This window comes from Rothia sp. SCPM-O-B-18226 (M350), assembly GCF_058213595.1.
Map to the genome: position 1 here is coordinate 979362 of NZ_JBYQJS010000001.1, position 20822 is coordinate 1000183.

A 20822-nucleotide genomic window follows, 5' to 3' on the forward strand; every position below is an offset into this window, starting at 1 on the left:
GAATTAGTTCCCACACCGGGGGTGGAGGGGCGAAAAAATTCGCGGGATGAATATCTAGTGGACGAGTCTTCTTCTCAACCCAATATCTTGTGGTCACCCGAAAGGTGCTTTCAAAAATTCGATGCCAAAATTCAAAACCAACTTAAAGCCACAATGCGTCGATGCAAAAACATGCATTGGGTGACACACCCGAGTACGCGGCTCGCGGGGGTCCATTAAGGACCCTCGGGGCTCGGAAACTCGCGGAAGAGTGACCCGTCTATTCCCCGGACCCTGTGGGGACAGTAGGGGAGTGAAGGCGTTCAAACCCACACCCCGCGGGGTTGCATACAGACACAAAAGCCACATAAACTATTAGTGTTTGCAACGACCCGGCCATCACCGGCGAGCAATTCGGAAGAACGGACCGCACCTGCGGACACCCGCCAATCGCTGCGGCGAGGGTGTCTTAGCGGAAGAGATGTAGTCCCAGTAGAACCGGACGGTTAAGCCCGATATAGCTGTAATAAGCGACTGATACCCGCCCAACGCGCCGCTCTTCCGGTGGCTAGGTATCGCGGACACGCGACGCCACGTAGCCCCGGGAGGGTTCGGTGCGTTGAGCTGGTTAACTCAGTAAGCAAGGTGGTACCGCGCCGCATCCTGAACCCCCGGCACAGCCCGGATAGGTCAGCGATGCCCAGGCGTCCTTGCACCCGTCATGTCAACCCTCACTCGCTGAGAGGTGACGAGTGCACGCACCCGCGTACCGCGCCCGTCACCCGCATCTCAGCGTTGAGAACAACAGATAAGGGCGCACCCAATGTCTAACGTATACCCCAAGGCGAGTGCCTTCGAGGCCGCAGGAAGCGGCGTCACCGCATCGCCCAAGTTCCCCGCGCTGGAAGAAGCAGTCCTCGACTACTGGAAGAAGGACGGCACCTTCGCCGCATCCGTCGAGAACCGCCCCGCAGGCGAAAACGGTGAAAACGAATTCGTCTTCTACGACGGTCCTCCCTTCGCTAACGGCCTGCCCCACTACGGCCACCTGCTCACCGGCTACGCCAAGGACCTCGTCGCACGCTACCAGACCCAGCGCGGCCACAAGGTAGAACGCCGCTTCGGCTGGGACACCCACGGCCTGCCCGCAGAACTCGAGGCAATGAAGCAGCTAGGCATGACCGACAAGCGCGAAATCCTCGAAATGGGCATCGACAACTTCAACGACGCTGCCCGTGCATCCGTGCTCAAGTACACCAACGAGTGGGAAAAGTATGTCACCCGCCAGGCACGCTGGGTCGACTTCGAAAACGACTACAAGACCCTGAATGTCGAGTACATGGAGTCCGTCATCTGGGCGTTCAAGCGCCTCTATGACAAGGGCCTGACTTACCAGGGCTTCCGCGTGCTGCCCTACTGCTGGAAGGACGAGACTCCCCTCTCCAACCACGAGCTGCGCATGGATGACGACGTGTACAAGGACCGCCAGGACCAGACCGTCACCGTCGCATTCCGCCTCACCGCAGACACCGCCCTCGGTGCTGACGAGAAGGTCGCCGCTGAACTCGACGGCGTCGAAGCACTCGCATGGACCACCACCCCCTGGACCCTGCCCACCAACCAGGCACTCGCCGTCGGACCCGAGATCGAATACTCCGTCGTGCCCGGCGCAGGCAAGTTCGCGGGTCGCTCCTTCCTGCTCGCCTCCGACCTGCTCGGCTCCTACGCCAAGGACCTCGGCTACGAAGGTGACAACCCCGCCGAGGAGGCTGCCGCAGCCGTCACCGCACGCTACACCGGCTCCCAGCTCGAGCACGTGCGTTACACCCCGCTCTGGGACTACTTCGCGGACACTGAAAAGTGGGGCACCGAAACCTCCTGGCAGATCCTGGTTGCCGACTACGTCACCACCGGTGACGGTACCGGTATCGTCCACCAGGCACCCGCCTACGGTGAAGACGACCAGAAGGTTTGTGAAGGCTACGGCATCCCCGTGATTCTCTCCCTCGACGAAGGCGCAAAGTTCCTGAACCTCTTCGCCGAGCCCACTGCCTCCGGCTCCACCGCCCTGGCAGAAATCGCAGGCGTGCAGGCATTCGACGCGAACCGCACCATCATCAACGCCCTCAAGGCAGATGACGTGCTGATCCGCGAGAAGTCCTACGTGCACTCCTACCCGCACTGCTGGCGTTGCCGCACCCCGCTCATCTACCGTGCAATCACCTCCTGGTACGTGAAGGTCACCGACTTCAAGGACCGCATGTACGAGCTGAACAAGCAGATCAACTGGATCCCGGAGAACGTGAAGTACGGCCAGTTCGGCAAGTGGGTCGAGAACGCACGCGACTGGTCCATCTCCCGTAACCGCTTCTGGGGTTCCCCGATTCCCGTGTGGGTTTCGGACGACCCGAACTACCCGCGCATCGATGTGTACGGCTCCCTCGAAGAGCTCAAGGCAGACTTCGGCCGCCTGCCCCTGAACAAGGACGGCGAACCCGACCTGCACCGCCCGTACATCGACGAGCTGACCCGCCCGAACCCGGACGACCCGACCGGCAAGTCCACCATGCGCCGCGTGGAAGACGTGCTCGACGTCTGGTTCGACTCCGGCTCCATGCCCTACGCACAGGTGCACTACCCCTTCGAGAACCAGGAATGGTTCGAGAACCACTACCCGGCAGACTTCATCGTCGAGTACATCGGTCAGACCCGCGGCTGGTTCTACGTGCTGCACGTGCTCGCGACCGCGCTCTTCGACCGCCCCGCGTTCAAGAATGTCATCAGCCACGGTATTGTGCTCGGCTCGGACGGTCAGAAGATGTCCAAGTCCCTGCGCAACTACCCGGACGTCTCCGAGGTCCTCGACCGCGACGGCTCCGATGCGATGCGCTGGTTCCTGATGTCCTCGCCGATTCTGCGCGGCGGCAACCTGATCGTGACCGAGCAGGGCATCCGCGAGGGTGTTCGCCAGGTCATGTTGCCGCTGTGGAACGTCTACCACTTCTTCGCTCTGTACGCTAACGCCGCCAACAACGGCGAAGGCTACAGCGCAAAGCTCAAGTACGACTCGCAGCACGTGATGGACCGCTTTATCCTCGGTAAGACCCGCGAACTCATCGAGCAGGTCACCGCAGCGATGGACTCCTACGACATCTGGAACGCCTGCGAATACCTGCGCCAGTACGCCGACGCACTGACCAACTGGTACGTGCGCCGCTCCCGCGAGCGCTTCTTCAACGAAGACACCGACGCATTCGACACCCTCTACACCGCACTGGTGACCGTGTCGAAGGTCGCCGCATCCCTGCTGCCGCTCAGCAGCGAGGAGATTTACCGCGGCCTCACCGGTGAACGCTCCGTGCACCTGGCTGACTGGCCCGAGGCATCCGCCTTCGCTGACGAGTCCGACCTGCTGGCTCTCATGCAGACCGTGCGTGAGGTCTGCTCCGCCGGTTCGGCACTGCGCAAGGAAAAGAAGATCCGCGTGCGCCAGCCGCTGCAGAAGATGACCGTGGCAATCGCACCCGAGCAGTTCGCGGCACTGGGTACCGCCTTCGGCGAGAAGGGCGCGGAGTACTTTGCGAACATCGTCGAGGACGAGCTGAACCTGCGCCAGGTGGAGCTGGTCAGCGCCGACACCGTCGACCCCGCCGACTACGGCATCTCCCAGCAGCTGAAGGTGAACGCTCGCGCCGCAGGCCCGCGCCTGGGCAAGCAGGTGCAGGTTGCCATCAAGGCATCTAAGTCCGGTGACTGGACCGTGACCGAGGACGGTACCGTCCTGGTCGGCGTGGCAGCTCTGGACGGTGGCCTGGCTCTGGAAGAGGGCGAATACGAGCTGGCAACCGTGGTTGCCGCCGACGCCGAGGGTGCTGAGCACACTGCGGCTGCGGTTCTGCCCGGCGGCTTCCTGGTCCTCAACATTGAGCTGACCGACGAGCTGGTTGCCGAAGGTATTGCCCGCGACACCATCCGCGCTATTCAGCAGGCACGTAAGGACGCCGACCTGAACGTTGCGGACCGCATCAACCTGAGCATCGCGGCACCGGAGGAAACTCTGGCAGCTCTGCGCGCCAACGAAGCACTGGTGACCGGCGAAACCCTCGCCGTGTCCCTGCAGCTGAGCGAAGCAGACGAGCTGAGCATTAGCGTCGCCAAGGCATAAAACGCCTGAACCGTACGGCCGTCCCGCCCCCTTGATTGGGCGGGGCGGCCCGTCGTCTATCCCGCCGCACGGTTATCCTGCCGCACGGTGGGCCCCTGCCGGCACCGACCGGCTATCCCAGTGAGGAGAACAATGAGCGAGAAGAATTACCCCGCAATTCCCGACCCCGAGGGCGTGGAACGGGTCTACGGTGAACTGCTGGCACGAGCACCCGAAAACAAGATGGCACCGCGCCTGGACGCCGTGGCGCGCGCCGTCGAAATCCTCGGCGACGTGCACCGTGCCGCACCGGTCATCCACATCACCGGCACGAACGGCAAGACCAGCACCGCCCGCATGATTGAGGCGCTACTGCTCGGCCACGACCTGCGCGTGGGCCGCTTTACCAGCCCGCACCTCGAAAGCGTCACCGAACGTATCTGCATCAACGGTGCGCCCGTACCGGATGCCACCTTTGTGCGCATTTGGGAGGAAATCGCCCCCTACCTGCAGATTGTGGACGCGGAGATGACCTCCCGCGGCGAGCCCGCCCTGACCTTCTTCGAGTCCATTACCGTGCTCGCCTTCGCGATTTTCGCGGACGAGCCGGTGGACGTGGTGGTGCTCGAGGTCGGCATCGGTGGCACCTGGGACTCCACGAACGTTGCCGACGGCGTGGTTTCCGTGGTCACCCCGATCGGCCTGGACCACACCGACATGCTCGGCGATACCCTCGCCGAAATTGCGACCGAGAAGTCCGGCATCATCAAGCCCGGTGGCTTCCTGATTTCTGCCGTGCAGGATCCGGAAGCGGCGGACGTGCTGCTCGCCTCCGCCCGCGAGAAGGAGGCATCCTTCGCCTTCGAGGGAGTGGAGTTCGGCGTCGTCTCCCGCGAGCTTGCAGTCGGCGGTCAGCTGCTGACCCTGCGCGGCCTGGCCGGCGAGTACCCGGACGTACCGCTGTCCCTGCACGGCGCGCATCAGGCGCAGAACGCCGTGGTGGCTCTTGCCGCCGTGGAGGCGTTCTTCGGCGGTCAGCGTCAGCTGCCCGAGGACGTCGTGCGTGCCGCGTTTGAGACGGTGCGCTCGCCGGGTCGCCTGGAGGTTGTGCGTACCGAGCCGCTGACCATCCTGGACGCGGGCCACAACCCGCACGGTGTGCGTGCTTCCGCGACCGCGCTGACCGAGGCGTTCAAGCTTTCGCACCTGCACGCGGTGGTTGGCATCCTGGGTGAGAAGGATGCGCTGGGCATGTTTGAGACCATGCGCGAAGAGTATGTTGACGCTTCGGACGGTACGTTCCGCCTGTATCTGGCGGCGTCGGATTCGCCGCGTGCGATTGCCCCGGAGCGCCTGCACGAGCTCGCCCTGGACGCTGGTCTGGACGAAGACTCGATTGAGGTGTTCGAGCACCTGGACGAGGCGATTGCCACCGCCATGGAGAACGCCCTCTTCGAGCAGGAGTCGGCGGGCGTGCTGATTACCGGTTCGATTACGGTCATCGGTGAGGCGCGTACCCTGCTGGCTGCGCATGAGCAGGCGAAGACCCCCGGCGCTGAGGCTGAGGAGCTGCCGGATGAGCTGCCCGCCGAGGCGGGCCTGTACGCCGGTTCTGCGGGTGCCGCCTCCGCGGCGACCCTGGCGGCTGCTGCTGCGGCGGCTTCTGAGGCTGAGCCGGACGAGCTGCTGAACGACATCATGGCCGAGCTGGGCGGCGAGCCCGGGCAGGGTTCTTCGCTGGAGGACTCGCTGGGCCTGCCGCTGGGCGACTCGTACACCGAGGATTTCTTCGGCGACGAGGACTCCGAGGAGGACTAGCCCGGCTAACCGCCGGACGGCCCAAATCCCCGAAGACCCCGGGAAAGAAGCGAGAGAGAACAAACGGTTACGTCTGACCCCGAACGGGCCAAAAAAGCGCGGTATCGCGAAATAATTGGTCGGATGACGTACTGATTACCGCCGGAAGAGGCTAGGATAGTTGAGATGCCGAATCCGGGGTGCCTCCGTGCACCACCGGATATCGCCCGTTCCCGAAGCCTCGGCTCGGGCCCGCCCAGCGGGACGAAACCACCCGACCCGAGCTCGCCTCCGGTCCTTCCGGGACCGCGAGCAGAACGGGGCGCGGCACATTCCGGACAAACCACGGTGACACACCACGGTCAACCAACTACCACAAGGAGTCGCATGAGTACCGCCGCATCGAGTACCCCCGAACCGCCCCAGGCCGAGAACGAACACACCGGTCGGCTGGAGGGAGCGGAGGGAACGACGACCTCCATGGATCGCCGACTGGGGTGCTGGCTGATTTGTGCCGGCCTCATCGCCCTGGCCTCCGCCGCAATCCTGGTGTACGAGCGCCTACAGATTTACGTTGACGCCGGCCACACCACGGTCTGCGACATCAACGGCCTGCTGAGCTGCGGCACGGTCATGCGCACCCCGCAGGCCGAGGCCTTCGGCTTCCCGAACCCCTTTATCGGCCTGGTTGGCTTCTCCATCGTGGTGACGATTGGCGCGGCAATTCTGGCCGGGGCACAGTTCAAGCGGTGGTTCTGGATTTGCCTGAACATCGGCCTGGGTGCCGCGGCGGCCTTCATCATGTGGCTGTGGTTTGAGACGACCTTCCATATCAACGCTCTCTGCCTGTTCTGCATGATCGTGTGGGTCATGACCATCACCCTCTTCGTGAAGACCACGGTGCGCAACATCTCGGCTGGCGTCATTCCCGCCTCGCCGTCGGTTCGCGAAAGCGCCCGCGCCTGGTCGTGGTTCGCGATCGGCCTGTGGCTGATTCTGATTTTTGGCATCATCGTGATTCGTTTCTTCGACGTCATCATGGGCATGATGCAGTAACCTTTCGGTTTCGGAACCGAAACGAACGCCCCGGTAGCCCGGCTGCCGGGGCTTTTCTGTACCCCGTTTCTGCATCCTGTTACCGCGCCCGTGGCACCGAATAGGGCGGAGCGGATGCGCGCCCGCCTCACCCTCTGCGAGGGGAGGGGCCCCGCACGTGCGGTTCCTCGTGCGTATAATGGACGGGTACATTCCTTTGCCCACTGAGGAGAACCGTGAAGACTGCCGGAATGGCCACGATGGGTGGCGCCGCCGTAATTTTCCTGATTGCCCTTCTGCTGCTGACCGCCGGTCACTTTTCGTTACTGTGGGTTATCCTGCTGGTCCTCTCGCCCTTCGTCTTTATCCTGGGGGTTCCCTTTGCGACCGGTTCGGGCCCGGAGTATCTTCCGACCGACCCGAAGCTGGCGCAGCAGGCACGCGAGGCTCGCGACGCCGAGCTGGGCCTGGACTAACCTCTCTCTTTGGCGATTCCCGCAGGGTCACCGGGGGAGTTCCGCCCTATGCGCACCCCGCTTCGCGCGGGTGTCTCCAAAATTTTTGAACGAAGCCGGATGATGCACGCGCGCCGTCCGGCTTTCTTGCGCCTCGCCGGGTTTTCCGCCCGCCTCTTAAGCCCGCATCCCGGGTAGCCTCGAGGGGGCCGCGTACGGGTATAATGAAAGACGGTGTCTTGTGCGCCCCGCACGCGCAGAAGATCCCCACCACCGCATCGAGGGAGAGTACCCGTAAGCGCCGGCCGTAAGCCGCGGAGCATGACTGTCGCACCGCGCGGACCGGACCGCATCGGCGAAGAATCCCGAAGACCGGCAGGACGCCCAGGGAGGGCGTGGCCGTGCTCGATCGCGGGGTGGCTGTGACCGTTGCGGTGCGCGTTGCGTTCCGCCCGCTCGCCCCCACGAATGACGGCGCTGAAAGAGATAGCGCCCGGGCCGCGCCCCACGTATGCGCGCTCGCAGGGAGAGGCTTGAGCCACGGTGACGGCAACTAGGCTTTGCGCTGTATGCGCGCTGTCAAAAATCCTCGCGATGCGGAGCGGGGTATGACGAAAGAAGATTAATGTCTGACGAGAAGAACGTCGAACTTGGGGTTTTTGAGGCGCTGAACGCCCTCGCGGAGGAGAAGAACGCCTCCGCAGAAACCCGCGAAACTCTGCGTAAGAATGTTCGCCAGAGCTCCGAATCTCAGGCCGCTCCCGCCGAGCGTCGCCGCCCGGGACGTCCGAAGAAGGAGAAGGCTCCCGAGCTTCCCCTGGACGAAGCCATCGCCACGGGCCTGACCAATCTGCGTAACGCCAAGGCTAAGCACGCCCCCGCGCCGAAGGCCGCCGCTCCCGCGGTGTCCGAGGCCGAGGTTGCTTCGACCCTGAACAGCCTGTTCGCGGCAGCCGAAAAGCAGCCCGCCGAGGCTGAATCGGCGGAGGCTCCCGTCGCACAGGAGCGCGTGGCGAAGGTTGAAGAGGTCGCCAAGGTTGAGAAGGTGGCCAAGGTCGAGACCGTCGAGAAGACCGCAAAGGTCGAAGAGGTCGCCAAGGTCGAGAAGGCGACCACGGCGGAGAAGGCCGAAGAAGCCGCAGAAGAGACCGCCGAAGCCGAATTTGTTGAGGGCGAAGCCGCCGCGGAAGCCGAGGTTGAGGCCGAGGCAGAGGAGGCCGCCGAGAAGCAGACTGAGAACGCCGAGGCCGGCTCCGCAGATGTGGAGCCCGCCGCAACCGAGGGCGTGGCCGAGGTGCTCGAAGCCGAGGTTGCCGCCGTCGAAGAAGCCGCCGAGGAGAAGGCACCCGAGGAACCCGCCGAACCCGCCGAACCCGTTAAGACCCTGAGCGACCTGCAGCGCGAGAAGCTGCAGGAGCTGCGCTCGCGCACCCCCATGGGCGCGATGCCGCTGTTCGTGGCCCCCGAGCCCGAGGAACTGAGCGAGCTCGCCGTGGCCGCCAAGCTCGAGCGTGAGGCCCGCCGCGCCGCCGCCGAAGAGCAGAAGCGCAAGGACCGCATGGAGCGCCGCCGCGAGGAGGCCGCCGCGGAGGCAGAGGTCACCAGCCACCGTCGCCGTCGCCGCCGCCGCGGTACCGAGGACATCGAGATTGAGGGCGGTGTCGAGGATGACGTTGAGACCGTCACCAAGGTGCGTGCACCGCGCCTGGCCGACTCCCACGCATCCAACACCGTGACCGGTGTGCGCGGCTCCACCCGTCTGGAGGCCAAGCGCGTGCGTCGCCGCGAGTCCCGTTCCCTGGGCCGCCGCCGCCACATCGTGACCGAGGCCGAGTTCCTGGCTCGCCGCGAGTCCGTGGACCGTCAGATGCTGGTTCGCCAGAAGGATGGCCGCATCCAGATTGGTGTGCTCGAGGACGGCGTACTGGCCGAGCACTTCGTGTCGAAGACCCAGCAGGACTCCCTGATTGGCAACGTGTACCTGGGTAAGGTGCAGAACGTGCTGCCCTCCATGGAGGCCGCCTTCGTCGATATTGGACGCGGCCGTAACGCCGTGCTCTACGCGGGCGAGGTCAACTGGGATGTCACCGGCCTGGACGGTGTGCCCCGCAAGATTGAGAACGCCCTGAAGCCGGGTGATTCGGTGCTGGTGCAGGTCACCAAGGACCCGATTGGTCACAAGGGCGCTCGCCTGACCAGCCAGGTCTCCCTGCCGGGCCGCTTCCTGGTGTACGTGCCGGGCGGTTCCATGACCGGTATTTCTCGCAAGCTGCCCGACACCGAGCGTGCGCGCCTGAAGAAGATTCTGAAGGACAAGCTGCCCGAGGGTGCCGGCGTGATTGTGCGCACCGCGGCCGAGGGTGCCTCCGAGGAGGAGCTGACCCACGACATTAACCGCCTGCGCGCGCAGTGGGAAGAGATCCAGGAGAAGGCCAACTCCCGCAAGGTGCTGGCCCCCGAGATGCTCTACCAGGAGCCCGACCTGATGATTAAGACCGTGCGTGACGTCTTCAACGAGGACTTCACCGCGATGATTGTTCAGGGTCAGGACGCCTGGGACTCCATCGAAGCCTACGTGACCTACGTGGCACCCGACCTGGTTTCGCGCCTGCAGAAGTGGGATGGTGAGGACGACCTCTTCGACCACTACCGCATCAACGAGCAGCTGGCTAAGGCGTTGGATCGCAAGGTCTACCTGCCCTCGGGCGGCTCGCTCGTGATTGACCGCACCGAGGCCATGACCGTGGTGGACGTGAACACCGGTAAGTTCACCGGTAGCGGTGGCAACCTCGAAGAGACCGTCACCAAGAACAACCTGGAGGCGGCCGAGGAGATTGTGCGTCAGCTGCGTCTGCGCGATATCGGCGGCATCATCGTGATTGACTTCATCGACATGGTGCTCGAGTCGAACCGCGACCTGGTGTTGCGCCGACTGATTGAGTGCCTGGGTCGCGACCGCACCAAGCACCAGGTGACCGAGGTGACCTCGCTGGGTCTGGTCCAGATGACCCGCAAGCGTCTAGGCACCGGCCTGCTCGAGGTCTTCTCGGAGCCCTGCGAGCACTGCGCCGGCCGCGGTCTGATCGTTCACGATCAGCCGCTGAGCGGCCGCAGCGGTGGCGCCTCCGACTTCATTCACCGCCACGACCGTAACGAGCGCAAGCGTGCCCGTTCGGCCTCCCGCGAGGATTCGCGCGACCAGCAGAAGCAGGACGCCCTGGAGTCGAAGAAGGCCGAGCGCCGTAACGCGATGGCTGCCGTGGCCGCCGCTTCCGTCCAGAACGAGGGCGGCTCGGAGGAGACCACCTCGACCCGCAAGAAGCGTAAGCGCCGCAAGCGTTCGCGCCGCGCCGAGACCGCTGAGCTCTCGCTGGAGCAGGAGATTCAGGGTATCGCCGAGGCGAGCGAGCAGGCCCACGCCGAGGTCGCCGAACGCGAGCAGAAGGTTGCCGAGGTAACCGACGGCCAGTGGGTCGGCGAGCAGGGCGGCTTCTCCCTGGAGCAGCTGGCCAGCGCCTTCGACCGCGTGGAGGAGGAAGCGGTCGCCAAGGAGAAGGACGAGGAACAGCCTCAGCGCGAGGAGAAGAAGTCCCGCTCGGGCCGCTCCCGTAAGAATCGCTCCGAGAAGCGTCGTGAGCTGGACGATACCGCAATCGCAGCGGTGGAGGGTTCGGATGCCGGCGTGCTGGATCACCACGTTGATCCCGAGCTGGATCCGCGATTCAGCCGCTCCTCGGATCGTTTTGAGGCGATTCGCGCGGGTGAGGCGAAGGCCCGTGCCTCGCAGAAGGCCGGCCGCATCGCTCGCCCCGAGGGTGAATCTTCCCGCCCGGATCGCGAGGAGCGTTCCTCCAAGCGTCGTGCCGAGCGTGCGGAGCGCGCCGAGCGTTCTGAGCCGAAGAAGGCCGAGTCGAAGCGCGTTGAGCGTGAGGACCTGCGCATCGAGGACGTCCGCGAGACTCCCCGCGCATCGCGTCGCCGCGCACGCCGCGCCGCCGAGTCGGCCGAGCAGAACGGTCAGCGCGAGCAGGGCACCCGCCCGGTCGTGACCGGCGTGATTGGTGCCCCCTCGGCTGAGCCCGCCGAGCCGCAGCAGGAGAAGGCGGAGCAGAAGCCGGCCCAGCCCGCAACGGTTGTGTCGTCCGTTCCGGCCCCGCGTAAGCGCCGCACCCGCCGCGCCGCTTCGAGCGCTGGCGTGGGTTCGAAGGTCGTGACCGTCGATACCGCCGAGAGCGCTCACGGTTCCGTGGTGGCTTCCGCATCCGTGGCGGATGTGGCCCCGGCCATCGAGGAGGCTTCGGCTCCGACGATGCTCGGCATCGGTGTTGCCGCCGCCGACATTAAGCGCCTGGGCAAGGACGACTAGCCCCGCGGCTCACGCGTAGCCCCAACTGACGAAGGCCCCGACGGGTGGAGGAATCCACGCCGCCGGGGCCTTCGCCGTTTCAGCTTTGTTATTTCGCGCCCGCCGTTCGCCCGCCGTTCGCCCGCCGGGGGAGCGCGTGAAGGGAGCCTACCGAGAATGTGCCGGGGGAGTGCGCCGGGAGGCGGGGTTGAGGAGCATCACGCCGCATCCACACATTTCGGTGAGGTGACTCTATTGCGCGGCCCGTCCCTCATGCCGTATTCTTAAGGACTGGTGTTTATCTCAGTGAAGCCCTATCGACGCAGGGCCAGCGGGAGACACCGCTCCCACCCGCATCGTCTTCGGCTCGGTCGAGTACTCGGCCGAGGTTGGAACGTGCGGGAGAGAGACACCACCGGTGAGCCTCGCGTGTTGGCTCCGGCGGGCAATCCCGTCGGAACGCACGGGCCGTTCCTCCTTTTCGCAGTTATTCGACCGGCGGGGGAGGGCGCACAGCAATGAAAGCGCAGGCTGCTCATTCGAGTGAGATTCAAGAAGCAAGTTGTCGAGAAAAGTGAGTCCCATAGTGGCATACGCGATTGTACGCGCTGGCGGCCGCCAGGAGAAGGTTTCCGTCGGCGACCTCGTTACCCTTGACCGTGTTGCAGGCGAGCCCGGCAGCACCATCGAGCTGCCCGTGCTGCTGCTCGTCGACGGTGACAAGGTCACCGCTGACGCAAAGTCCCTGGCTTCCGCCAAGGTTGTTGCTGAGAAGGTCGAGGACCTGCGCGGTCCGAAGATCGTTATTCAGAAGTACAAGAACAAGACCGGTTACAAGAAGCGTCAGGGCTTCCGCGCTGAGCTGACCACCGTCAAGATTACCGCTATCAACGCGTAATCGAAGCGAACCGGAATTCAACCCTAAGGTAGGAATACAGAATGGCACACAAGAAGGGCGCAAGCTCCACCCGTAACGGTCGTGACTCGAACCCCCAGTACCTCGGTGTTAAGCGCTACGGCGGCCAGTCCGTCAACGCAGGCGAGATCATCGTTCGTCAGCGCGGCACCCACTTCCACCCCGGCCTGAACGTTGGCCGCGGTGGCGACGACACCCTGTTCGCTCTGGCAGCAGGCACCGTCGAGTTCGGTACCCGCAAGGGCCGCAAGGTCGTTAACATCCTGGCTGCAGCTGAGTAATACTCACCGCTAGGGCAGAGGGGGTAGGCGCGAGTCTACCCCCTCTCGCTATAACTCCCATTCCGCGAGCAGCCCGCACGCTGTGCGGTCCTCGCGAGGAGGCGCGCCCCAACCCGGCTGCGCCTGCCGATGCATCCGCCCACCGGGCGTTGAGGCGTCGGCGAAGAGAAGACTTTCCAAGATAGGAGAACCCGTGGCGGAATTCGTGGACCGCGTGGTCTTGCATGTTTCCGGCGGTCGCGGAGGCAACGGTTGCGTCTCCGTGCGACGCGAAAAGTTTAAGCCGCTGGGCGGCCCGAACGGCGGTAACGGTGGTAATGGTGGCGCGGTGATTCTGCGCGTCGACAACCAGACTACGACCCTGCTGGAGTACCACCACAGCCCGCACCAGCACGCCCCGAACGGTGATATCGGCCGCGGCGATATGCACCACGGCTTTAATGGCGAGGACCTGATTCTGACCGTGCCGCAGGGCACCGTGGTGAAGGACCGCGAGGGCAACGTCCTGGCCGACCTGTTGCACGTTGGCGACGAGTACATCGCCGCGCGCGGCGGTATGGGCGGCCTGGGTAACGCCGCGTTGGCCTCGACAAAGCGTAAGGCCCCCGGCTTCGCGCTGCTGGGCACCCCCGGTGAAGAGACCGACATTGTTCTGGAGCTCAAGTCCATCGCGGATGTGGCCCTGGTGGGTTACCCCTCAGCCGGTAAGTCCTCGCTGATTGCCGCTATCTCCGCGGCACGCCCGAAGATTGCGGATTACCCGTTCACGACCCTGATCCCGAACCTGGGCGTGGTGCAGGCCGGCGATATGCGCTACACTGTGGCCGATGTGCCGGGCCTGATTGAGGGCGCATCGGAGGGACGTGGCCTGGGCCACCGCTTCCTGCGTCACGTGGAGCGCTCCTCGGCGCTCGTGCACGTGATTGACTGCGCGACCCTGGAACCCGGCCGCGACCCGATCAGCGACTTCGAGGTGATTCGCGGCGAGCTGCAGAACTACGAGGTCGATCCGACCGCGGGCGTGACCGTGCCGCTGCACGAGCGTCCGCAGATCGTGGTGCTGAACAAGATTGACGTGCCCGAGGCCCGCGAGCTAGCCGAGTTCGTGCGCCCCGAGTTCGAGGAGATGGGTTTCAAGGTCTTCGAGATTTCGACCGCCTCGCACGAGGGTCTGAAGCCCCTCATCTTCGCGATGGCCAAGCTCGTTGAGGAGGACCGCGCCGCCCGCGCCGCCGCCGAGAAGGAGGCCGAGCGCGTGACCGTCGAAACCCCCGTGATTCGTCCGAAGGGCTTCCGCAACAAGAAGAAGCAGGAGTTCACTATTCGTCGCGAGGAACGCAACCTGGAGCCGCTGTTCCGCGTGATTGGCGAGAAGCCCGAGCGCTGGATTCAGCAGACCGACTTCAACAACGATGAAGCGGTCGGCTACCTGGCGGACCGCCTGGCCCGCCTGGGCGTTGAGGACGAGCTGTTCAAGGCTGGCGCCCGCGCCGGCGACGCCGTGGTGATTGGTGAGAGCGACAACTCGGTGATTTTCGACTGGGAGCCGACCATGATCGGTGGCGCCGAGCTACTCTCCTTCCCGCGCGGTACCGACGTCCGCCTGGAGGAGATTATCCGCCCGACCCGCGCCCAGAAGCGCGTGGAGTACAAGGAGCGCATGGATGCGAAGGCTGCGGCTCGTGCCGAGCTGGAATCCGAGCGCGTGGCCGGTGTCTGGACCGAGTCCGTGGAGTACCGCAAGAAGCTCAAGGAGGGCAAGGTCGACGAGAATATCGACATGCCCGGCACCGAGGACTAGGTAGAGTCCACATCGTGGCGGCGGGGGTGAGCCGGGTCGCGGGTATTCCACCCGCGGCTTAGCTCACCCCCGTCATTTCGTTGTTTTTAGCGCCGAGACGGTAGCATAGATGGGTGTACGCACGTGCATCCGGCGTCCCGCGTGGGCCCGTCGAGTGGCGCGCGTGCATCCGTGTATTTGCCCGTATCCTCACCGGTGGGCGCGTTGTTTTCCGGTGCGGTCTCTGTCCCCAGCAAGGACGGCTTCTGTGAGTGATCAGCCTATTCAGCTTGATTTCGGTGCCCCGAGCTCCGAGTCGATTCCCCCTCGTATCCCTGGACGGGTGCGTTTGGGCGTGATGGGTGGAACGTTTGACCCGATTCATCACGGGCACCTGGTGGCGGCCAGCGAGGTCGCCGCGGTGTTCGACCTGGACGAGGTCGTGTTCGTTCCGACCGGTCAGCCCTGGCAGAAGGTGGGGGAGCGGCACGTGAGCGATGCCGAGCACCGCTACCTGATGACGGTGATCGCGACCGCGTCGAACCCGCGTTTTACGGTGAGCCGTATTGATATTGACCGTGGCGGCGCCACGTACACCTTTGATACGCTTAACGAGCTGCGCAGCCTGCGCCCCGATGCTGACCTGTTCTTCATTACCGGGGCGGATGCAATCAGCCAGATTATGACCTGGCGCAATGCCCATAAGCTGTGGGACCTCGCGACGTTCGTGGGCGTGACCCGCCCCGATCACACGCTGGATCCTCCCCTTGCGGAGGGGCGTCATATTACGACGCTGAAGATCCCCGCGATGGCGATTTCTTCGACCGATATTCGCCGCCGCGCGGCTGAGGGCGCCCCCATCTGGTACCTGGTACCCGATGGCGTGGTGCAGTACATTGCGAAGTACGGGCTGTATAAGAAGGACGCTTTGACGGCCTACCGTGACGGCCTGCCTCGAGTCAAGGATGAGGCGGAGCCGTCACCCGAATCGACGAATAATGAGGGAACACATGAGTGAAGCTGCGGGTTCGAAGCCCTATAGCGAGGACGAAGCGTACCTCTACGAGACGTACGTGACCGAAGACGGCATTGAGGTGCCGCCGCCGACTAAGGTGATGGGTCCGCGCCGTCTCGCCCGTTACCGTGAGGAAGTCGCCGAGTACCTGCGCGCACACCGCCGCGGGGAGAACCCGAAGCCCGTTGAGAATATGGGTTCCGTGGTGAACACCGGCGCGATTGATCCGCAGGTTCTGGCGGTTCAGCGTCGTTTCGCGGCGCTGGCGGCCCAGGGCAAGATTGAGACCGAGGCGAACGACGAGGAGAAGCTGCACGAGCCGGCCCCTCTGACCAGTAGCCTGCGCGTTCTGCGTCCCGACGAGATCGCGAAGAACCGTGTGGATGCCACCAGCCCCTCGGCGGTGGATAGCCCGCTGACCTCTTCCATTCCGGTGATTACCGTGGTCAAGGAGGAGGAGCCCGAGCCGAAGATGCACGAGTACCTCGTGCGCGACGAGCCGAAGGTTGACGAGAGCGTCGTCGGCTACGCCTCCGCGCTGGCTGAGGACGAGGAGCCCTCCGAGCCCAAGGACGCCCAGGAACCCAAGGATGCTCAGAAGCCCGAGGCTGCCGAGGCGCAGAAGGAGGACGCATCCTCCAACCTGCCCACCCGCGTGAGCGCCGTGAACGCGCAGGGCCTGGACCTGAGCGTTCTGGACGGCTCGGTTTCTGGCGACACCGTGGATTCGGTGGACGGCGACCCGACCGTGGCCCTGAGCCCGGACGAGGTGGAGGAACTGCTGCAGCGCATGGTGGACCGCCAGGATCCCGAGGATTCCGTGGCGATGGCCGAGCTCGCCGCAGAGGAGTCTGCCGAGTCGAAGAGCGCACCGGTGGCATCGGTGGAGCGCGCGGACAGTGGATCTCAGAACAGCGGCGCTCAGAAGAAGGACTCCGATAAGTCCTTCGCCGAGAAGGTCACCGAGAACCAGTCGGAGCACGAGGTGCTGAAGCCGGCCCAGAAGACCTCCCTGGCCTGGCTGTGGATGGTTCTGTTGCTGGCCCTGGTTATTGTCGGCTTGATTATGATTTTTGGCCCGAAGTAGGCCGTGAGAACGCACCCCGCGGGGTGCTGCCGGTGGGAATGACCGGCAAGAAAGGAAGATATGACTGCTGCACAGTCCTCGGTTGAGGCTCTGCGCATTGCCGCCCGCGCGGCGGAGGAGAAGCAGGGAACGAACCTGTTCGCTGTGGATGCCTCCGACGCCATGGGCCTGATTGACGGTTTCCTGGTGGTCTCCGCTCACAACGAGCGCCTGGTGAACGCCGTGGCTGACGAGGTGGAGGACGCCCTGCGCGAGCAGGCCGGCCTGAAGCCGGTGCGCCGCGAGGGTCGCTCCTCGGGTCGTTGGATTCTGCTGGACTTCGGCGATATCGTGGTTCACGTTCAGCACGAGGAGGACCGCGAGTTCTACGCCCTGGATCGCCTGTGGGCTCAGGCCCCGCGCATCGAGCTGGGTGTTGAGAATGAGGCTCCCTTCGATATCGAGGCTGAGTCCGAGGAAGAGGCCGCGCGCATCATCCCGGCGCAGGACGAGGCTTAGGCTTTCGGGCTGTCGCTCGGCGCGCGACGTTTTCGCGGTGCGCGTTCTGTAGCGTTTGCGTGAGGGGCGGGTTCGGTGCCCTGCATGTGGTGCACATGCGGGGCGCGCGTGCCCGCCTCTTCGCCGTATTCGCGGTGCTTTGCGGGCCTCGGGCGGGGCGGCTTGGAGCCCCTAAAGTTTTTGGAAAATTTTTTGAATTTGAGCTGTTCTTGATTTGCATCGCCCTCTGAGGAGTGTGTAATATATTTATGTTGCTTCCTTGAGGAACGTAACAGAATATGGGGATATGGCGCAGCTGGTAGCGCACCTGCATGGCATGCAGGGGGTCAGGGGTTCGAGTCCCCTTATCTCCACGGAAACCTCGGTTGAGGTGCCAATCGCCCGGTTCGTAAGAGTCGGGCGATTTTGCTATCTCTAGACTTTTTGCATCGTGGTTTCGTTCTGGAGGCGACGGACTCTCAGTTGTTTGCGTCGCCTGCCGGCTTATGCCGGTCTTCCCGCGCTGGTCATCTCACACCAGCCACATCTCAAGGAGAGGTTCATGGGAGAGTACGCACACGCTCACCACGACGGTCATCATCACAACCATTCGCACGTTCCGAGTCCGGAGGATGCCGCTTCGATGCGTCCGCGTCTTCTGGTTGCCTTTAGCCTGGCGGTCATTATTGTGTTGGCGCAGGCGGTTGGCTCGCTGGTGACGGGTAGCTTGGCCCTGCTGACGGATACGGCGCACGCTATTACGGATGCCTCCGGTCTGCTGGTGGCGCTCACCGCGGCTTCGCTCATGACGCGTCCGGCAACCTCGCGCCACACGTGGGGTTTCCGCCGTATTGAGGTGCTGGCGGCCCTGGGCCAGTCGGTGCTGCTACTGGCCGTGGGTATCTACACGGCGGTAGAGGGCGTGCATCGCCTGTTTGCCCCGCCGGAGGTGCCCGGCGCCGAGCTGCTGGTCTTCGGCGTGGTCGGCCTGGTGGCGAACGTTATCGGCATTGCGGTGCTGGCTTCGGGCCGAAACGCGAACTTCAATATGCGTGCCGCGTTCCTGGAGGTGCTCAACGACGCCCTGGGCTCGCTGGGCGTGATTGTGGCGGCGGTGGTGATTTGGCTGACCGGCTTCTACCGGGCGGATGCGCTGGCGGGCTTGTTCATTGCGGTGCTGATTGTGCCGCGCGCGCTGCGCCTGATGAGGCAGACCACGGCGGTGCTCATGGAGTTCACCCCGGACGGCCTGGACCTGGATGCTATGCGCGAGCACATGCTGCGCGTCGACGGTGTGGTGGAGGTGCACGATGTGCACGCCTCGATGGTGGCGACGGGTTTGCCGGTCGTGACCGCGCACGTGGTGGTTGCGGATTCTTGCTTCCGCGACGGGTCTGCGGTGGCGATTCTGGATCGTATTCGCTCCTGCGTGGCGAGCCATTTTGAGGTGTCGGTGGAGCACTCGACCTTCCAGCTGGAGACCGCCAAGCTGGGCGGCCAGGAGCCGCAGTCGGTCCGCCACCCCTAGCCGGCTTTACGTCCCCGGCACCCAGAACCCGGTCGTGCGCGCGGGCGCCGCGCGTTAGCCTACGCTGTCCACTCCGTCATCATTCTCGGCAGTAGTTGGTAGCTTTTGGCGGCAAAAGATACACTCGTAGATGGGGTATGCCCGGGTTCTCCGGCGCATCCGGGAACGTACCCCGAACACCGAATCAGCATCACGGAGGAGACCATGCATTCACCCATCGCCACGTACCTCACCGAGTCCCTGACGACGGTCGTCTCCGATACCTCCGGGGAGCTGGCGAACTACATTCCCGAGCTGGCCGCCGTGGACCCGGATAAGCTGGCCGCGTCCATCGTGATGGTGGACGGCGAGCAGTACGCCGCCGGTGACAGCGACGTGGAGTTCACGATCCAGTCGATTTCCAAGCCCTTCGTATACGCGCTGGCCCTGGCCGACCGCGGCTTTGATGACGTGCTGGCGAAGGTCGGCGTTGAGCCTTCGGGCGAGCCCTTCAACGAGCTGTCCCTGGAGGACGGTTCGGGCAAGCCGCTGAACCCCATGATTAACGCCGGCGCTATTACCACCCATTCGCTGGTGGGCCCTCCGGGGGCCACGCAGGGTGAGCGCATGGAGCGCGTCATTTCGGGTCTGTCGGCCTTTGCGGGCCGCCGCCTGTCGGTGAATGAGCGCGTGTACGAATCCGAGCTAGAGCACGCGCACCGCAACTACGCGATTGCGCACATGCTGCGCGGCCACGGCATCCTGACGGGCGACCCGGAGGTGTCGGTGCAGGGGTACACGCGCCAGTGCTCGCTCATGGTCACCGTCAAGGACCTGGCGCTGATGGCCGCCACCCTCGCGAACTACGGCGTGCACCCGGTGACGGGGGAGCAGGTTGTGCCGAAGGGCGTGGTGCGTCAGGTGCTGAGCGTCATGTTCACGTGCGGCATGTACAATTCCGCGGGTGACTGGGCAACCCAGGTGGGCGTTCCGGCGAAGAGCGGCGTGGGCGGCGGCATCATTGGCGCGGTTCCGGGTCAGCTGGGTGTGGCGACGTTCTCCCCGCGCCTGGATAAGCACGGTAATAGCGTGCGCGGTGTGGAGCTCTTCGAGAAGTTCTCCGAAGACATGGGCATGCACGTGATGAACGTGCCGACGGTGGCGCGCTCGGCCTTGCGCGCGGACTACCAGATTGGTTCCGGTCCCGAGGCCATGCGCCTGATTCAGCTGCAGGGCCGTATTCGTTTCGCGGGTGTGGAGCGCGTGATTCGCGAGATTGTGGACGCCCCGATGGAGGGCTCGAAGGTCGCCCTGGACGTGACGCGTGTGTACGCGGTGGATGAGGTGGCGCAGAATATGCTCCTGGAGCTGATGCGCCGCCTGACCGCAGACGGCTACCGGGTGTACCTGATTGATAACGACGACACGATTACCGATACGGATGCGCTGCGCCGCATGAACGTGACAATCCTGTCGGGCCCCGAGGGCTCCTCTCCCTCGCAGCTGGTGGGGGAGGACTCCGTGGTTGAGCTGTCGGGTAGCGCCGCGGCTTCTGAACCAGTGGAGGGTGCGTCGGTTAAGCCTTCGGGTGAGCTGGAGGGCGAGTCCGGGGCCTAGTCGGTGCTCCGGCGTGGCCGTACCGTGCGGCTGGATATACTGGTGGTATGAAGAAGCTTTATCAGAATCCCGTTGTTCGGCAGGCTCACCGTTTTCGCGAGGCTCTCCTGTACCCGGCGTATTTCGTGTTTTCGTTGCTGTCGCTGAGGTGGGTGCGTCGCCGTCACCCGCGCGCGGCGGGTGTGCTGTCTGCGGCGCTGTGGATTGAGCTGGTGATGCGTGGAATTAAGCAGCTGGTGCGTCTTATGGTGCCGGTTCTTCGGGACGCCGAGGCGCGCCGCGCGCGTGCGGAGCGCGGCCGCACCTACCAGCCGCGCTAGCTGTCGCGTGGCCTGTGTGCTGTGCCGCGGTCACCTGAGTTGTGTTGTGAAGCCCCCTTGCGCTTGA

General features: G+C 64.4%; 14 protein-coding genes and 1 tRNA gene. All 15 read left to right on the forward strand.

Annotation, left to right across the window (positions count from 1 at the left end; all coding sequences use genetic code 11):
• The first annotated feature begins 802 nt into the window (after window positions 1–802).
• Complete coding sequence (ileS, locus tag AC3E6W_RS04050; protein WP_490652387.1) at window positions 803–4144, forward strand: isoleucine--tRNA ligase; 3342 nt, start codon at window positions 803–805, stop codon at window positions 4142–4144.
• Between the two features lie 132 nt (window positions 4145–4276).
• Window positions 4277–5941: a bifunctional folylpolyglutamate synthase/dihydrofolate synthase gene (locus AC3E6W_RS04055; protein ID WP_490652388.1), complete on the forward strand. Its 1665-nt coding sequence runs from the start codon at window positions 4277–4279 to the stop codon at window positions 5939–5941.
• Window positions 5942–6307: 366 nt separating this feature from the next.
• Complete coding sequence (locus tag AC3E6W_RS04060) at window positions 6308–6976, forward strand: vitamin K epoxide reductase family protein (protein WP_490652389.1); 669 nt, start codon at window positions 6308–6310, stop codon at window positions 6974–6976.
• A 215-nt stretch (window positions 6977–7191) separates the two neighbouring features.
• The gene (locus tag AC3E6W_RS04065; protein ID WP_049332532.1) at window positions 7192–7431 is read left to right on the forward strand and encodes a hypothetical protein; all 240 of its coding nucleotides are present in this window, start codon (window positions 7192–7194) and stop codon (window positions 7429–7431) included.
• Between the two features lie 604 nt (window positions 7432–8035).
• Window positions 8036–11776 carry an Rne/Rng family ribonuclease gene (locus AC3E6W_RS04070; protein WP_490652390.1) on the forward strand — a complete coding sequence of 1247 codons (3741 nt, stop codon included), beginning with the start codon at window positions 8036–8038 and terminating at the stop codon, window positions 11774–11776.
• Between the two features lie 565 nt (window positions 11777–12341).
• On the forward strand, window positions 12342–12653 hold the full coding sequence (rplU, locus tag AC3E6W_RS04075) for a 50S ribosomal protein L21 (protein ID WP_005505764.1): 312 nt from the start codon (window positions 12342–12344) through the stop codon (window positions 12651–12653).
• A gap of 41 nt (window positions 12654–12694) precedes the next feature.
• Window positions 12695–12952 (forward strand): 50S ribosomal protein L27, encoded by a 258-nt coding sequence (rpmA, locus tag AC3E6W_RS04080; protein ID WP_049332527.1) that lies wholly within the window; start codon window positions 12695–12697, stop codon window positions 12950–12952.
• A 193-nt stretch (window positions 12953–13145) separates the two neighbouring features.
• Complete coding sequence (obgE, locus tag AC3E6W_RS04085) at window positions 13146–14753, forward strand: GTPase ObgE (RefSeq protein ID WP_490652391.1); 1608 nt, start codon at window positions 13146–13148, stop codon at window positions 14751–14753.
• 247 nt (window positions 14754–15000) lie between these two features.
• The gene (gene nadD / locus AC3E6W_RS04090; RefSeq protein WP_049344167.1) at window positions 15001–15750 is read left to right on the forward strand and encodes a nicotinate-nucleotide adenylyltransferase; all 750 of its coding nucleotides are present in this window, start codon (window positions 15001–15003) and stop codon (window positions 15748–15750) included.
• Window positions 15743–16834 (forward strand): sulfite reductase subunit alpha, encoded by a 1092-nt coding sequence (locus tag AC3E6W_RS04095; protein WP_490652392.1) that lies wholly within the window; start codon window positions 15743–15745, stop codon window positions 16832–16834. Before nadD ends, AC3E6W_RS04095 begins: the two co-directional genes overlap by 8 nt.
• A 60-nt stretch (window positions 16835–16894) precedes the next feature.
• Window positions 16895–17332, forward strand: coding sequence for a ribosome silencing factor (gene rsfS / locus AC3E6W_RS04100; RefSeq protein ID WP_070484021.1), 438 nt, complete (start codon window positions 16895–16897; stop codon window positions 17330–17332).
• 280 nt (window positions 17333–17612) lie between these two features.
• Window positions 17613–17685, forward strand: a tRNA-Ala gene (locus tag AC3E6W_RS04105).
• 188 nt (window positions 17686–17873) lie between these two features.
• Entirely contained in the window at window positions 17874–18839 is a 966-nt protein-coding gene (locus AC3E6W_RS04110; RefSeq protein ID WP_490652393.1) for a cation diffusion facilitator family transporter, read from the forward strand.
• A 204-nt stretch (window positions 18840–19043) separates the two neighbouring features.
• A complete protein-coding gene (locus AC3E6W_RS04115) occupies window positions 19044–20435 on the forward strand; it encodes a glutaminase (protein WP_490652394.1) in 1392 nt (463 codons plus the stop codon).
• 47 nt (window positions 20436–20482) lie between these two features.
• Window positions 20483–20755, forward strand: coding sequence for a hypothetical protein (locus AC3E6W_RS04120; RefSeq protein WP_049344159.1), 273 nt, complete (start codon window positions 20483–20485; stop codon window positions 20753–20755).
• The last annotated feature ends 67 nt before the right edge of the window (window positions 20756–20822 follow it).

Excerpts from the sequence above, each read along its gene's own strand:
- rpmA (WP_049332527.1), top strand. The coding sequence starts at position 12,695 with ATGGCACACAAGAAGGGCGCAAGCTCCACCCGTAACGGTCGTGACTCG.
- AC3E6W_RS04110 (WP_490652393.1), top strand. The coding sequence starts at position 17,874 with ATGGGAGAGTACGCACACGCTCACCACGACGGTCATCATCACAACCAT.
- AC3E6W_RS04115 (WP_490652394.1), top strand. The coding sequence starts at position 19,044 with ATGCATTCACCCATCGCCACGTACCTCACCGAGTCCCTGACGACGGTC.
- AC3E6W_RS04120 (WP_049344159.1), top strand. The coding sequence starts at position 20,483 with ATGAAGAAGCTTTATCAGAATCCCGTTGTTCGGCAGGCTCACCGTTTT.
- rsfS (WP_070484021.1), top strand. The coding sequence starts at position 16,895 with ATGACTGCTGCACAGTCCTCGGTTGAGGCTCTGCGCATTGCCGCCCGC.
- AC3E6W_RS04055 (WP_490652388.1), top strand. The coding sequence starts at position 4,277 with ATGAGCGAGAAGAATTACCCCGCAATTCCCGACCCCGAGGGCGTGGAA.
- AC3E6W_RS04095 (WP_490652392.1), top strand. The coding sequence starts at position 15,743 with ATGAGTGAAGCTGCGGGTTCGAAGCCCTATAGCGAGGACGAAGCGTAC.
- AC3E6W_RS04060 (WP_490652389.1), top strand. The coding sequence starts at position 6,308 with ATGAGTACCGCCGCATCGAGTACCCCCGAACCGCCCCAGGCCGAGAAC.
- AC3E6W_RS04070 (WP_490652390.1), top strand. The coding sequence starts at position 8,036 with ATGTCTGACGAGAAGAACGTCGAACTTGGGGTTTTTGAGGCGCTGAAC.
- ileS (WP_490652387.1), top strand. The coding sequence starts at position 803 with ATGTCTAACGTATACCCCAAGGCGAGTGCCTTCGAGGCCGCAGGAAGC.